This is a genomic window from Tenacibaculum mesophilum, assembly GCF_003867075.1.
Classification (GTDB): Bacteria; Bacteroidota; Bacteroidia; order Flavobacteriales; family Flavobacteriaceae; genus Polaribacter; species Polaribacter mesophilus.
In genome coordinates this window covers 2,141,565-2,156,497 of sequence record NZ_CP032544.1, presented here as the reverse complement: position 1 = coordinate 2,156,497, position 14,933 = coordinate 2,141,565, and the positions used below count along the sequence as shown (strand labels likewise).

The following is a 14,933-nucleotide window of genomic DNA, read 5'->3' as shown; positions in this document are numbered from 1 at the left end:
ATACTGTTATAAATTAGGTACATTTGATGGACTTTAGACTTTTAAAGTCAAGAAAAGAGACTTGTTTATGGAAAAAAGAATTTTCACCTTATTTTTTATACTGATAATTATATCAGGTTATGCACAAAATAAAACGATGAAGTTAACCACACCACCCTATTTGCAAAAGGGAGATACGATTGCAATTGTTGCTCCTGCTGGAATATTAAAAAATCGTAAACAAACCATTGATAAAGCTAAAAAATTAGCAGAAATTTGGGGGTTAAAGGTAGTGTATGGGAAGCATATGTTTAATCAGAATGATCATTTTGCAGGTACTGATGAAGAACGTTGTCAAGATTTTCAAGACGCGTTAGACAATCCTAATATTAAGGCTATTTGGAGTGCACGCGGAGGATATGGTTCTGTGAGGATTTTAGATAGATTAGATTTTACTAATTTTAAAAAACATCCAAAATGGATTATTGGGTATTCTGATGTTACAGCATTTCATAATCATATTCATAATTTAGGTATTGAAACAATGCATGCGATGATGGGAACAAGTATGGAAGAAGATCCAAAAGATCTTGTGCAAACAATCGCTACTTTTAAGAAAGCATTATTTGGAGAAAAATTACGCTATGAAGTTCCTGCTTCACAAGAGAATAAAGTAGGTGAGGTTTCAGGAGAATTAGTGGGAGGTAATATTGCTATTTTGGCTTCGATGTTAGGGTCGGACAGTCAAATTTCTACAGATGGAAAAGTTTTGTTTATTGAAGAAATAGGAGAATATAAGTACTCGATAGATAGAATGTTACAAAGTTTAAGGCGAGCAGGGTATTTTACTAAAGTTAAAGCGATTATTGTGGGAGATATGACTAAGATTAAGAGAAATACCACTCCTTGGGGAAGTTCAATAGAACAATTAATTTTGGACGTTGTTCCTAAAGATATCCCTATATTATTTAATTTTCCTGCAGGTCATGAACCAGATAATAGAGCATTGATAATGGGTAGAGAAGTTAAATTATCGATAAGTAAGAATAAGCAGTGTTTGGTAGAATTTAATTAACTGTTTTTTGTTTTACATGTGTTTATTCCTAACAACTTGTATAGTGGGCAAAAATTTATTAAACTAGTAACCAAAAGTATAATTGCTAATACAAGTAAGATATTACCAAAAATTCCTGTAATAAATTCAAAGTAAGATAGCATAGCCATTATAAGAGCAATGAAAGTTCTAATAGCTTTATCAATGTTTCCTATGTTTTTTTTCATGATAAAAAGATTTACGGTTACTCAAATATAAGTTTTTAAATGGCACAACACAATGAACTTGGTAAGAAGGGAGAGCAACTAGCAATAGATTATCTTGTTAAAAATGGGTACACTATTGTTGAAAAAAATTACTGTTTCCAAAAAGCAGAGGTTGATATTATTGCTCAAAAAAAAGATGTATTGGTTGTTATTGAGGTTAAAACAAGATCTACATCTTATTTTGGAAATCCACAAGACTTTGTGAACTCAAAGAAAATAAAGCTATTAGTTACTGCTATTGATAATTATGTAAATGAACGAGGGTTAGATGTTGAAATACGGTTTGATATCATTGCTATCATTAAACAACGAAATGAGTTTGTAATAGAGCATATTGAAGATGCATTTTTATATTTTTAAAAAAGAAAAAGCTCAACAAATTTGTTGAGCTTTTTCTTTACGTTATATTGATATTTATTTCTTATCGCTATTGAAATATTTTTCTACGTCTTCAACGTGATCAGGCATAGCAATAATATTTTTGTCTTTGTCTAATACGAAATAAGACGGAGTACCAAGTAGGTTATATTTTTTTACGGTTTCGTTGTCAAACTTATACTCAGGATGTGTTCCAATAGCATTGTGCCATCCTGGTAAATTCTTAACAAACTCGTCCCATTCATTTTCTTCATTTTCAATACCAAAAGAAACTACCGATACTTCTTTATGAGTTTGCATAAACTTATAAAGTTCTGGAATTTCTTTTATACAGTGTGGGCAACCAGTACTCCAGAATACTAACAAATACTTGTTTCCATCATTTAATGTTGATAATTTATATTCTTTATCTCCTTCTTTCCAAGAAAAATCAGGTGCCACTCTACCTACTGTTGCAAGTAAGATGTCTAGTTTTTCCTTTTTAAAATCAACATCTTGATCTTCAACAGGAAGTTTGTCATAATATTCAGCAAACATCCAGTCTACTGCAGGCCCGTTACGTTTTTCAGTAAGAGCACTAATTAAATAATCGATAACTGCTTTTTCTAACTTGTCAGAAGAAATTTTCTTCATAACATTGGTAATAGATTCCTTTATTAATTTTTGTTGAACATCCTTATCTTCAGAATAATTTAGGTAAAAAACATAATCGTTAATTCGGTCAATCAAAAAAGAAGAATTGTATAGTTTGTCACTTTTAAAATCTACATACTCAAAAAAGTTTTCACTAGTAGCAGATAAATAATCTTGAACATTATCATGAGGGTTAGATGAATTATAACGGCGAGAGGCTTTTATAAAACTATTTACTAACATTCCTTCAGACTTATTTTCATACATTTCTTGAACATCTTCTAACTCTTTAAGCTCTTTTTTGTATGCTTTTTTTGTGTCTTTTGATTTAGTTTCAATATAAGAAGCTTGTAATGAATCTATCTTTTTTTGAACAGCATTATATGCTTGTAAGTATTCATTGTATAATTTGTTTTCTCTAGAGCTAGTAAATAAAACCGATTGGTCCGGATATTTTGGATTAAAAACAAATTCAACATTTTCTTTATTAAAGAAAAAATCAACAAAACCTGCACCAGAATTTCTATAAGTAGCTCTGTAAGCACCTGGAGTTGCTGTATTAGGTAGTTCAAAACTAAATTTACCTAAAACTTGTTTTTCACCGCTTATAGCTACAGTATCAAATTTAATGGTGGCATTGGCAAGAAACTTTTGTTTTGCTCCCTCAATTTTATATAAAATAACCCAATCTCCTTTGTCTGGAGGGGTCATGGTACCTTTAACAGTATACTGTGCATTTGCAAGTGATGTGGTGAATATTAATAGAGCCAGTAATTTTTTCATCATAATATTTAAAAAGGGTTATTAATAAGGTTTTAAAACTAGTCATTTACGAACTTCTATCCAAGAAGTGTACCACTTTTATTTTATCTTGTGTATTTTAGAAACGTTTTTTTAATCATTTGAAAACATGAACTTTAAAGAACAAATATTTTGGGTAACAGGTGCGTCTTCAGGAATCGGTAAATCTCTAGTCATTGAGTTATCTAATTATGAAGCAAAATTAATTATATCATCAAGAAATGAAAGCATTTTAAGAGAAGTGAAAAAGAGTTGTAAATTTCCTGAAAAAGTTATGATTTTACCTTTAGATTTAGAAGATTATGAAAAACTTCATGAGAGGGTAATCAAAGCAATTTCATTTTTTGGAAGAGTAGATGTTTTAGTGAACAACGGAGGAATAAGTCAACGATCGCTAGTGAAAAATACTTCAATAAAAGTTGATAAACGTTTGATGGATATTAATTATTTAGGAACTGTGGCGCTGACAAAAGCCTTGTTACCTCATTTTATTGACAATAAATCAGGGCATTTTGTTGTAACCACGAGTATTGTTGGTAAAATAGGAACTCCATTACGTTCTACGTACGCTGCTACGAAACATGCTTTACATGGTTTTTTTGATAGTTTGAGAGCAGAACATTATAAAGACAACATTGCTGTTACTTTAATTTATCCAGGATTTGTAACTACCAATGTGTCGAAAAATGCATTAACAGGAAATGGTACCCCGCAAAGTACAATGGACATAGCGACAGCAAATGGTATAGATCCAGATAGATTTGCTAGAATGATGTTAAAAGCTATAAAGAATAAAAAAGAAGAAGTTTATATAGCAGGTGTGAAGGAAAAGTTAGGTGTATATACGAAACGTTTTTTCCCTAAGTTATTATCAAAAATGATTCGGAAATTAAGTGTTACTTAATCAAAAAAATTAATCAGTTCAAAATAATTAATGATGGCTTCTTTCATTAAAACAGATTGTTCCCCAGGTTTTAAATTAGGTAATTCTGTTAAAGTTTTATAATGAGGCCATCCATCGTCATCAAAAAAATCGAATTCATAGTATCCGTAAGGTTCCAATAACTTACAAATAGCAATATGCATAAGGTTTACCTTTTCATCTTTTTTAAACTTACGATGCCCTTGTCCCAATTCTTGAACGCCAATTAGGTAGATAACTCCATCTATATTAAGCTCATCACCGTCAGCAAATTGTTGTGATAATTGAGTTATTACAAAATCCCACTTTTCTTTTAAATTGATTTCTTTTGCCATTTGTGCTTTTTGAAAAAGCAAAGATACAAATGAGTTATGTATATTTGAGCATAGATTTTATAGTAGAAGGCTTTTATATTTATGAATACTTTTGATATTATTATTGCAGCATTACTACTTTTTGGCTTTGTAAGAGGTTTAATGAAAGGGTTGTTTGTAGAGGTTGCTTCACTAGTTGCTTTGGTTGCAGGAGTTTATGGGGCTATCCATTTTTCGTACTTTATTGGAGATTGGTTGAAAACTAGTGTTACTTGGGATGAAAAGTATATTTCTTTGGCGGCTTTTGCTGGAACTTTTGTGGTCATAATTGTAGCTATAGCACTATTAGGGAAAATTTTAACCAAAATAGCTGATTTTGCAGCTTTAGGAATTTTGAACAAAATTTTAGGTGGTGTTTTCGGTGCTTTAAAAATTGGATTAATTTTAAGTGTAGTTTTTATTTTCTTCGGAAAAATGAATGATACTATTCCGTTTGTAAAAGAGAAAAGCCTAGAAGAGTCTATTTTATTTAAATCAGTAAAGAAGATTGCTCCAACGATTTTTCCTTCGATTATAAAAGACCAAGAAACACAAGAAAATGAAGATAATAAAGAGCTAGAAATAACAATATAAAAGCAGATAATCTTTTTACTCAATTTTATATTTAGTCTAAATGATAAATTTCCATAATATCTTCTAAGATTTGCTCAAAATCGATATTTAAATCGATGAGGTTTCCTGTTTTGATATCAAAAACCCAACCGTGTACTTTTAGACCTCTATCTCTGTATGCTTTTTGTACAGCAGCAGTTTTAATAAGGTTAACACATTGCTCTTGTACGTTTAAATCAACCAAACGATTGTAGCGGGCATCTTCATCTTCTATTGCATTTAGTTCCTCTTTGTGTAAACGGTATACATCTCTGATATAGCGTAGTCATGGATTTAGCAATCCTAAATCAGCAGACTGCATTGCGGCTTTAACTCCGCCACATGAGTAGTGACCACAAACTACAATATGATTTACTTTTAAATGTTCAACAGCATATTCAATAACGGAAGCAGAATTTAAATCGATTGCAGGAACCATATTAGCAATGTTTCTGTGTACAAAAACGTCACCAGGGCTTAGTCCCATCAAATCTTCTGCTGAAACTCTACTATCAGAACAACCTATATACAAAAGCTCCGGACTTTGTCCTTCGTTTAATTTTTTAAAGTAATCTTTATTGGTAGACAGTTTACTTTTTACCCACTCTTTATTATTTTCAAAAATTTTAGATAGATTCATTAGTATAAAATATTTGTTAGAAGAATCTTTAGCGGTTGCTTATATACTAAGCATAACAGTTTTCGAAGTTAATAAAAAAGAGAACCTAAAACTAAGTTTAGATTCTCTTTATAATATAGTTTAAAGTTGGTGTTCTTTATTCAAAAAAAGTAACAGCACCATCTTTAATGTCGTACATAGCTCCAACAATCATAATTTCACCATTTTTATGCATTTCAGCTAGTACTTCACTTTCGTTTAAAATTCTATCAATAGTTAACTGTACATTCTTTTCTGCAACGTTATTTACAAACTCTAAATTAGAAGAGTTTCTTAAACTTTCATCTTTAGGTTCAGTTACAGCTTCAACAGCAGGTTTAATTTTACCTAACATGTTGGTTAAGTTACCTAACTGAGCATTGTCACAAGCTCCTTTAACAGCCCCACAACTAGTATGTCCTAAAACAACGATTAATTTAGTACCTGCTAATTTACAAGCAAACTCCATACTACCTAAAATATCTTCGTTTACAAAATTACCGGCAATTCTTGCGCTAAAAATATCACCTAAACCTTGATCAAAAACTAATTCGGCTGAAACTCTAGAATCAATACAACTTAAAATAGTAGCAAAAGGAAATTGCCCTTCTCTAGTATCGTTGACTTGCTCTAATAAATTACGATTAGCTTTTAAGTTATTTTGAAATCTTAAGTTTCCTTCTTTTAAATATTGTAATGACTTTTCAGGTGTCATAGTGGCTTGTGTTTCTTTAGTATGTGCTTTCATTATATTTTTTATAAGATTATTTATGTCGTTTTAAGAATTTACGAAGTTAAAAAGTTTATGCTGCTTTTGGTCTAAGTTTAAAAAACTTAATAAAACTTTCTGGGTTTTCTACAATACCACGTTCTGAAATAAGTTTAATATTAATATTTCTTTCTTTAGCTTTAAAAGCAAAGTCTTCTAAAATTTCGATAATGTCGTTATCTAAGTATCTAGTTTTTCTTACATCTAATTCTAAATGAGTGTTTTCAGGTAAGCTATCTAATTCTTTTAAAATAGCTCCTTTGTTAAAGAAAGTAACCTCTTCTGCAAGTGTCATTTTTATCTTGTGTATTCCGTTGCTTTTATCCTCAATATGTAAGAAGTGAGAGTTTTGGTAACTTTTTATCAAAATAACAAAAACACCGACAGCTAATCCTAAAGAAATTCCTGTAAGTAAATCAGTAAAAACAATACCTAAAACTGTTACAATAAAAGGAATGAACTGTTTCCATCCTAAAATAAACATTTGCTTAAATAAACTTGGTTTGGCTAATTTATAACCTACTACTAATAATATAGCTGCTAATACAGATAATGGAATTTTATTTAATAAAGTAGGTATTAGTATTACTGAAATTAATAAGAAGAAACCATGTATAATCGCAGACATTTTAGATTTACCTCCTGATTGAATATTTGCAGAACTTCTTACAATTACTTGAGTAATAGGTAGCCCTCCAATTATACCAGATAAAATATTTCCTGTTCCCTGTGCTAGTAATTCTCTGTTTGTTGGGGTTACATTTTTTTCAGGATCTAATTTGTCAGTAGCTTCAACACAAAGTAGCGTTTCTAAACTGGCTACTAGTGCAATTGTAAATGCGGTTACCCAAACTTCGTAGTTGGCAATAGCACTAAAATTAGGAAAGGTAAATTGCCCTAAGAAAGAATCAAAACTTTCAGGAATAGGTACGCTTACTAAATGAGATGCTTGTATTGCCAATGTTTCATTTCCTTGTGTTAGAGTAAAAAAGACAATTCCCATAACAACTGCTACTAATGGTCCTTGAATTAACTGAAATATTTTTCCTTTTTTACTTAAAACTCTATCCCAGAGAATTAATATTGCTAATCCAATAAAACCAATAATCATTGATCCTATAGTGATATTGTCAGTAATACTTAAAAGAGCTGAAAAAGTATTCTCTCCTGAAGGTTCAATAAAACTATCAGCACCTTCTGGTTCAGCGTCATATCCGAAAAAATGAGGAATTTGCTTTAAGATAATAATAATACCAATACCAGTAAGCATTCCTTTAATTACAGATGATGGAAAATAATAGCCAATTACACCAGCCTTAAGAATACCAAAAAGAATTTGGATAATTCCACCTAGTACAACTGCAACTAAGAAGTTTTCATAACCACCTAAATTACCAATAGCAGTTAATACAATAGCAGCTAAACCAGCTGCAGGACCGCTAACTCCTATTTTAGAGCCACTCAAGGCACCTACTACAATACCTCCTACAATTCCTGCAATTACACCAGAAAAAAGAGGAGCTCCACTAGCCAAAGCAATACCTAAACATAAAGGTAAGGCAACAAAGAATACGACAATACTTGCGGGCAAGTCGCTTTTAATAGTTTTAAACATGATATATGTGTTTGTTAAACTCTAAATAAAATTTTAGAGTATGTTTTAATTTTAAAAATGATTGATTTATTAGCAATAGAAACTTAAAATATATCAAGGAAAGTAATAGTACTCTTACTGTACATTGAAATATTTTTCATTTTTTTAGCTAATCACCTTATATGAGGTGGTTTACCTGTGTTATTATGCAATAAGTAATTCTGGAGGAGGGGTAAGAATTTTTGGATATTGTGAAACGTAGTTTTTAGATTGAAAACGAACGTTTTTCTTTTTTTGAATTTTCTTATATAAAAAAGAAGTGTAGTCTTCGTTAGGATGAGCTTTTAATTCAGCTACTTTAACGTGTTTAGTATTTTCTTCTTCTTCGCTAAGATTTAAAAATATAGTAATATCTTGATCTTTATCAACTAACGTAATAATCGAGGGCGTAATAATTATGCCTGTGAATAAGACGATGAAAAAGATAGCTATTTTGGATTTCAAGATACTTTTTTATTTGTTCACTGGTAAAAGTAATTAAATTTTTGAAGAAAAATGTTATAGTTCTTTTAAAGTTTTAGTTTTTACCCATCCAATTTTACCGTCAGTTAACTTTAACTTTTTCCAATTATCTACAGAGTCTAATATATTAACTTTAGTTCCTTCGTGTAGTGTAAAAATCTCATTAGAATTATTAGTAGGTTCATTTTTAACAGAAACTTCTTCGCTATAAATAATGGCCTCAATATTGTTTTGGGCTTGGTTATATTGAATGTATGTTATAGCTAAAGAGGATGTTAGAAATAGAAATGAGATAATACTAGTTGTAAAGTAGGTTCTTTTTTTACTTGGAGTATAAGAAAAATAAAACAGTAAAAATAAAATAGAAGCCATAAAAGAAAATACAACAGTAATTACAGCCCACGTATTATAAGTAAACTTTTGTAAATAGTTTTCATTAAGCTTCTGAAATACTGATTTTGGCAATGCCTCAACTCTATCAAGAGTTAAACGTTTTGCTATAACTAAGTTGTTTTTTGCATCCTCGTTTAAAGGGTTTAACTGTAATGCTTTTTCGTAATTATAAATAGTAGGAGCTATTTTATTGAGTTTATAGTAACAGTTAGCTAAGTTGTAATAAACTTCAGATGAAGCTAGGTTTTCATTTTCTATTTGCTCATATAATTTAATAGCTTCTTCGTACTTTCCTTCTTTATATAAAGAATTAGCACTTAAAAATAAATCATTGGCATTTTGTGCCAACATACTAATTGACACAAATAAGAATAAATATATAACTAAATTTCTCATTATAACTGTCTGTCTAATTGCGTTATTACTTGTTTTGCTTTTTCATATTCTTCCTTCATTTGTGTATTGGTAATTGGAGTATATCTAGCAAAATCACAATTGTTAAATACTTCAATAAAGTTGCTAATGGTTTCTTTGCTAACATTTTTATTAGCTAGTAAATCAGTAATTTTTTCACGACTTATATCAGAAGTTTCTACGCCTAGTTTAGCCTTCAAGTAATTATGTAAAGCTCTTTCTAAGGCTTCATAAAAAGCTTCTTTATTTCCTAATTGTTTTTGTGCTTCCGATAAGTATTTCTTGGCGAGTTTGTCTGCCTTTCGTAGCTTGTTTCCTAGCACATCACTATTACGTTCTTCTCTCTTTTTCTGAATAATAATTCCAATAGGAATTGTTAAAATAGGAAGCAACAAAAGAATATAAAATAATGTAGATTTAAAGAAATCTTCAGTTTTTATAGGTTGTAAGTTAGTAGATGTTTGGATGTATCTGAAATCGCTACCCGTAACTTTTACGTCTTGTTTAGCAACTGCATTAGTATCTGAATCTGTCGGAATTTCTTTTCCTTCCAAAACATCAACATATAAATCATCTGTAGTGATGGTTTGATACACTTTTTCTTTTGGGTTAAAGTAAGAAAAGCTAGTTTTTGGAATTCTATATTTTCCTTTGAATTCCGGAACAACAGTGTAATTATCTGTAATAGATCCAGATAGTCCTGTTCCAGTAATACGAACGCTTTCTTTTCTTTCTGGTTGATAAACCTCTAGTTCTTTAGGGGTTTCAATTTTTGGGAGTTCAAAAAGTTTTAAATTTCCTTTTCCTTTCACAGAAACCTTAATTTGCGATGATTCGTTAGCCTTTAAGGTATTCTTGCTTAAAGAAACATCGAATGAAAACTGACCAACAGCACCAGTAAAGTCTTTTGGTTTGTTATTCATAGGTAAGGCCTGAGCATTAACTATTTTCTTAGCAGAAGAGAATTCTTTACGGACTTGACGTGTAATTACGTTTCCAAAAAAGTCAGCTCTTCCAGTAGGAACTGCTACAACAATATCCATCTTCATAGGGTCTATTGTTAGCTTACCAGATGTTGTTGGAATTAATAAAGCTTTGTGTAATACAGCATAACGATATTGCTCTCCATTGTATGTTCCAGTTTTAACAGGCATTCCGTTACGTTTAATTTCTTGGTTCCAGAAACCATTGTATTGTGGAGCTTCTGTTATGGCATTATCGTAAATTCCAACATTATCGCTAAAATATAATCGATATTCTACATAAATACCTTCACCAACATAAGGTTGAGATTTGGAAACTTCAGCAACTAAATGAATGTTCTGTTCTGCAATGTAATTAGGATCGTTCGGGTTTTTAGGGATGTCTACAGCATCTAGAACGATAACTTTTATAGGGTTAGAGGTGAGTGTCTTTCCATCAATTTCAATACTCGCAGAAGGAATGTTAAATTCTCCTTTTCTCTTAGGTTGTAAAATGTAAGTGTATGATTGATTAAAGGAAACCTTACCGTTAATCCAAGATTGACTTACTGATTGACTAGGACCACCAACTATTTTAAAGTTTGTGAAGCTTGGTGCTTTGAAATTATCGGCTCCTTGTTTGTTTATTGAAAACTCAATACGTAATCGTTGGTTTACACCTAACTTATTTTTACTAACGGTGGCCGTTAATGCAGCATCTTGTGCATGAATGGTAAATGTTATAAAACTAACTAATAACGATATGTATATTTTTAACTTCATGTTAATTTTCAAAATTGTCTAAAAATAAATAAGATTTTAAAAACTGTAAAATTACCAGTCTTTTTCTTGTTTTACTTTTCTTCCTTTTGATTTTTTCGCATTCATTTTTTTCTGCGTCTTGTTTTCCTCATTGTTTAAACTCTCTAACAATTGTTTCATTTGTTCAGGAGTCATCTTACCTTGTTGAGGTTTAGGTTTTTGATTTTGTTTGTCTTTTTGGTCTTGATTAGGTTTTTGTTGATCTTTTTGATCGTCATTTTTCTGATCTTTTTGATCATCTTTTTTATCCTTATCGTCTCCTTTTTGATCTTTATTTTTATCGTTTTGTTTGTCTTTGTCGTTTTTTTTCTGCTGATCTTTCTGATCTTTATTTTTTTCGTCTTTATTTTTATCCTTGTTATCTTTTTGATTTTGTTGTTGCTTTTTAGCTTCTTTTTGAGCAACAGCTAAATTATAACGTGTTTCATCATCATTTGGGTTTCTACGTAAGGAATTTTTAAAAGCTTCAACTGCTTGTTCATACTGTTTTTGCTCCATCATTGCGTTACCAATGTTATGATATGCTTCAGCCTGAGCCATCTTGTCTTTTGAAGTTTCAGTGGTTACTTTAAACTGTTCTACAGCTTCTTTGTATTTCTTTTCTTGGTATAAAGTATTACCAAAATTATAACTTGCTTTTTCATACTTACTATTCTTACCTAAAGCTTTCCGGTAAGCAATAGCAGCATCACTAAACTTTTGTTTATTGTATAACTTGTTTCCTTCTCGTAACAAAGCACGTGCTTCACGTTGTAGTTTAAGTGTGTCTTGCTGTGCATTGACCGCCGTAGAAACAGTAAGGACTATAATGAATATTAAATTTTGTAAACTTTTCATACTACATGTTAAGATTCTTCGTTAAACAAATCTACTTTCTTCAACCATTTGGTTTTCTTATCAAACAAAAACATATCTAGAATCAAAAACAATAGTCCAATACCTACAAACCATTGAAATTGGTCTTTATAATCAGAAAACTGTTTTGTTTCAAATTCATTTTTTTGTGCGTTTCCAATAATCTTCTCAATGGCTTCTACTGGATTTTCAGTTTTATTACCATCAAAATATTGTCCGTCAGAAGCATCAGCAATTCCTTGTAAAACATCAGGTTTTCTTTGGGTAATTACTGTTTCTCCCATTCTGTCTTTTTTATAACCAATAAGCGCGCCATTTAATTTGATAGGTATTGGCCCTCCTTTTTCGGTTCCTACACCTACGGTATATACTTTAACACCTTCGTTAGCGATGTTTTGGGCAACTTGTTTAGTTTCTTCTTGATGATCTTCACCATCTGAAATAATTATTAAAAAACGATTTGTTTGTTCGTCGTTATCATAATAAGTATTTGCCAAATTTAAAGCTTCATTAATGGCTGTACCTTGACTTGAAACCATGTCTGGGTTTGCATTTTGCAAAAACATTTTTGCTGCAGCATGGTCGGTAGTAATAGGGAGTAGGGGATATGCATTACCTGCATAGATAATAATACCAACTCTATCACTGCCTAACTTATCAATAGTTTTAGATATAATTTGTTTTGCTTTTTCTAATCTATTAGGTGCAATATCTTCTGCTAACATACTCTTAGAAACGTCTAAAGCAAACACCACATCAACACCTTCTCTTTTCACAGTTTTTAGTTTTGTTCCCATTTTAGGATTAACTAATGATAGAATTAAAAATGATAATCCTACCAAAAAGAAAACAAGTTTTAGTACCGATTTAAAGGTTGATGTATTTGGTGCTATTTTAGATAAAAGCAACGGGTTAGCAAACTTTTTTTGAGTTCGTTTTTTCCACCATAAAACTAATAGGAAAACCACAATTATTACAGGAATAATTGCAAAAAGATAAAAATATATTGGTTCTTCTAGTTTGTACATCTTGCTTAAATAAAACTTTTAAATAACGTGTTTTTTAGGGTGAATTCTAAAAGTAAAAATATCCCTGCTAAGAAAACTAAAAAACGATATTTTTCAGAGTAATTATAATACTTGAACTCTTCGATTTTAGTTTTTTCTAACTTGTCAATCTCGTCATAAATTTCTTTTAACTTAGTGTTATTAGTTGCTCTAAAATATTTACCACTAGTTTCGCTGGCAATGTGCTTTAGCAAATCTTCGTCAATTTCAACAGGTTGATTTTTAAATGAAATTTTTCCTGTTCTTGGGTCTTTAGCCCATGGAAAAGGAGCCATCCCGTTAGTTCCAATTCCGATAGTATAAACCTTAATTCCGTTTCCTTTTGCTAAATCAGTAGCTGTTTTAGGATCAACAAAACCAGCATTGTTTACACCGTCTGTCAATAAGATAATAACTTTACTTTTGGCTTTACTATCTTTTAGTCTATTAACAGCAGAACCTAGGCCCATTCCAATAGCAGTTCCACCCTCTAACTGTCCCCATTTAATTTCTGAAATGGTTCTTTTTACAATAGATTTATCACTGGTAATTGGAGTTTGTGTAAAACTTTCTCCTGCATATACTACGATACCAATACGATCATTAGGGCGTCGGTTTATAAAATCGGTAGCTACTCTTTTTAAGGCTTCTAATCGGTTTGGTTTAAGGTCTTTTGCTAGCATACTAGCCGAAACATCAACAGCCATTACGATATCAATACCTCTATTTGTTTTTGTTTTCTTACTAACAGCTACATTTCTAGGGCGTGCTAAAGCAACTATTAAGCAGGTTAATGCCAGTAGTCTTAAGAACGGTAGTATGGGTTTGAGTTTGGGTAAAATAGAACCTTGTATTTTAAAACCTTTAGTACTTGGCATTCTAAGTTGAGCACCATCTTTTTTTCGAGTATAAAAACTCCAAAAAGCTAACAGAGGAATTAATACTAGCAACCATAAAAACTCGGGACTATGAAACTCGAAATTATTCCACTTCATCATCATCTTCTTGTTTTTTGGGTTTTAAATTATCTATAATAAGCTTTGCGTCTTTTCGGTCTTCCTCTATTTCGTGAGATAAAGGTTTTGATTTCGCAAATTTTACTAGGTCAGATTCTTGTAAAAGACCTTTTAATTTATCAATAATTTCTCTCGAAGTTTTTATTGACTTTGTGTCATTGAAGTCTTTTAAAACGTCAATTAATTCATCAGTAGTGCTTTCTAGGGCTGGAACATGTAGCTCTCGTTCAATATAACCTCTTACAATGTCTGTTAATTCACTATAATATTTTTTAACCTGATTATTTTGCCATAATAGTTTTTTGTCCAGTTCCTCCAGTTTTTGCATAGCTTCTTCATAAGGAGGTAATAAAGGGATAATAACTTTTTCTTCTTGTTCTTTTTTCTTTTTGAAAACAAAGAAATAAAGTAATAACACTATGACAAGAATAGCTATTATGATCCACCAAATGTATTGTTTGAAATCATCAAGCTGATAAGGTTCTCCTTTAATTCCCTTAATTGGAAATTTTTTAACCTTCGTAGTGTCGATAGGAACAGTAGCTACATTAATCAATAAACTATCGGTTAAATAAGCTTGATTTCTAATAAATATTTGTTGTTGAGGAATGTAAAATGCACCACTATCAAACCCTGTTAAAATGTATTTTTGAATGAGCTTGTTTTCAATAGTGTCGATTTTGAGTGTATCTATTACCTCTAACCCTTTTAGATTTTCTAACTTAGGAATGATAACATTCTCAGTTTCGTCAACAGATATTTTATATAGAAACTGCTCACCAATTCTAATATTTGTGGTGTCAATTTCTGCTTTTACCTGAGGTTGTTGTGCAAAGGCAAAAGAAGTTAAAAACAAGCATATGTAAAGTAGTTTGTGTTTCATT

General features: G+C 30.9%; 16 protein-coding genes and 1 pseudogene. 4 read left to right on the top strand and 13 right to left on the bottom strand.

Annotated elements, in window-relative coordinates:
- Positions 1 to 67: 67 nt before the first annotated feature.
- Positions 68 to 1,054, top strand: a complete 987-nt coding sequence (locus D6200_RS09700) for a S66 peptidase family protein (protein ID WP_083574788.1) — start codon at positions 68 to 70, stop codon at positions 1,052 to 1,054.
- Here the strand turns inward: D6200_RS09700 and D6200_RS09695 are convergent.
- Positions 1,051 to 1,260 (bottom strand): YgaP family membrane protein, encoded by a 210-nt coding sequence (locus D6200_RS09695; RefSeq protein WP_073182496.1) that lies wholly within the window; start codon positions 1,258 to 1,260, stop codon positions 1,051 to 1,053. The two genes, D6200_RS09700 and D6200_RS09695, sit on opposite strands and share 4 nt — an antisense overlap.
- Before the next feature lie 39 nt (positions 1,261 to 1,299).
- On the opposite strand from D6200_RS09695, the gene D6200_RS09690 reads away from it, so the two are divergent.
- Positions 1,300 to 1,659 (top strand): YraN family protein, encoded by a 360-nt coding sequence (locus D6200_RS09690; protein WP_047788259.1) that lies wholly within the window; start codon positions 1,300 to 1,302, stop codon positions 1,657 to 1,659.
- 54 nt (positions 1,660 to 1,713) lie between these two features.
- On the opposite strand, the gene D6200_RS09685 is transcribed toward D6200_RS09690, so the two are convergent.
- The gene (locus tag D6200_RS09685; protein ID WP_083574789.1) at positions 1,714 to 3,096 is read right to left on the bottom strand and encodes a TlpA disulfide reductase family protein; all 1,383 of its coding nucleotides are present in this window, start codon (positions 3,094 to 3,096) and stop codon (positions 1,714 to 1,716) included.
- Positions 3,097 to 3,220: 124 nt separating this feature from the next.
- Between D6200_RS09685 and D6200_RS09680 the strand changes: the two genes are divergently transcribed.
- The gene (locus D6200_RS09680) at positions 3,221 to 4,015 is read left to right on the top strand and encodes an SDR family oxidoreductase (RefSeq protein WP_073182498.1); all 795 of its coding nucleotides are present in this window, start codon (positions 3,221 to 3,223) and stop codon (positions 4,013 to 4,015) included.
- On the opposite strand, the gene D6200_RS09675 is transcribed toward D6200_RS09680, so the two are convergent.
- A complete protein-coding gene (locus tag D6200_RS09675) occupies positions 4,012 to 4,368 on the bottom strand; it encodes a hypothetical protein (RefSeq protein WP_047788262.1) in 357 nt (118 codons plus the stop codon). The genes D6200_RS09680 and D6200_RS09675 overlap by 4 nt on opposite strands.
- An 81-nt stretch (positions 4,369 to 4,449) precedes the next feature.
- On the opposite strand from D6200_RS09675, the gene D6200_RS09670 reads away from it, so the two are divergent.
- Positions 4,450 to 4,980, top strand: a complete 531-nt coding sequence (locus D6200_RS09670; RefSeq protein ID WP_073182499.1) for a CvpA family protein — start codon at positions 4,450 to 4,452, stop codon at positions 4,978 to 4,980.
- A gap of 31 nt (positions 4,981 to 5,011) precedes the next feature.
- On the opposite strand, the pseudogene D6200_RS09665 reads toward D6200_RS09670, so the two are convergent.
- The 10 genes and pseudogenes from D6200_RS09665 to D6200_RS09620 form a co-directional block, all read right to left on the bottom strand.
- A pseudogene (locus D6200_RS09665) lies at positions 5,012 to 5,638 on the bottom strand (carbonic anhydrase).
- A gap of 136 nt (positions 5,639 to 5,774) precedes the next feature.
- Positions 5,775 to 6,404 carry a carbonic anhydrase family protein gene (locus D6200_RS09660; RefSeq protein ID WP_047788265.1) on the bottom strand — a complete coding sequence of 210 codons (630 nt, stop codon included), beginning with the start codon at positions 6,402 to 6,404 and terminating at the stop codon, positions 5,775 to 5,777.
- A gap of 55 nt (positions 6,405 to 6,459) precedes the next feature.
- A complete protein-coding gene (locus tag D6200_RS09655) occupies positions 6,460 to 8,040 on the bottom strand; it encodes a SulP family inorganic anion transporter (RefSeq protein ID WP_047788266.1) in 1,581 nt (526 codons plus the stop codon).
- A 183-nt stretch (positions 8,041 to 8,223) separates the two neighbouring features.
- Positions 8,224 to 8,523, bottom strand: coding sequence for a hypothetical protein (locus D6200_RS09650; protein ID WP_047788267.1), 300 nt, complete (start codon positions 8,521 to 8,523; stop codon positions 8,224 to 8,226).
- 54 nt (positions 8,524 to 8,577) lie between these two features.
- Positions 8,578 to 9,330, bottom strand: a complete 753-nt coding sequence (locus tag D6200_RS09645) for a CDC27 family protein (protein ID WP_047788268.1) — start codon at positions 9,328 to 9,330, stop codon at positions 8,578 to 8,580.
- Positions 9,330 to 11,093 carry a BatD family protein gene (locus D6200_RS09640; protein WP_073182500.1) on the bottom strand — a complete coding sequence of 588 codons (1,764 nt, stop codon included), beginning with the start codon at positions 11,091 to 11,093 and terminating at the stop codon, positions 9,330 to 9,332. The genes D6200_RS09645 and D6200_RS09640 overlap by 1 nt, the downstream gene beginning before the upstream one ends.
- A gap of 51 nt (positions 11,094 to 11,144) precedes the next feature.
- The gene (locus D6200_RS09635) at positions 11,145 to 11,969 is read right to left on the bottom strand and encodes a tetratricopeptide repeat protein (RefSeq protein ID WP_047788270.1); all 825 of its coding nucleotides are present in this window, start codon (positions 11,967 to 11,969) and stop codon (positions 11,145 to 11,147) included.
- 8 nt (positions 11,970 to 11,977) lie between these two features.
- Positions 11,978 to 13,015 (bottom strand): VWA domain-containing protein, encoded by a 1,038-nt coding sequence (locus D6200_RS09630; RefSeq protein WP_172644826.1) that lies wholly within the window; start codon positions 13,013 to 13,015, stop codon positions 11,978 to 11,980.
- 5 nt (positions 13,016 to 13,020) lie between these two features.
- Complete coding sequence (locus D6200_RS09625) at positions 13,021 to 14,028, bottom strand: vWA domain-containing protein (protein WP_073182501.1); 1,008 nt, start codon at positions 14,026 to 14,028, stop codon at positions 13,021 to 13,023.
- Positions 14,015 to 14,932 (bottom strand): hypothetical protein, encoded by a 918-nt coding sequence (locus tag D6200_RS09620; protein WP_073182502.1) that lies wholly within the window; start codon positions 14,930 to 14,932, stop codon positions 14,015 to 14,017. The genes D6200_RS09625 and D6200_RS09620 overlap by 14 nt, the downstream gene beginning before the upstream one ends.
- Position 14,933 lies beyond the last annotated feature (1 nt).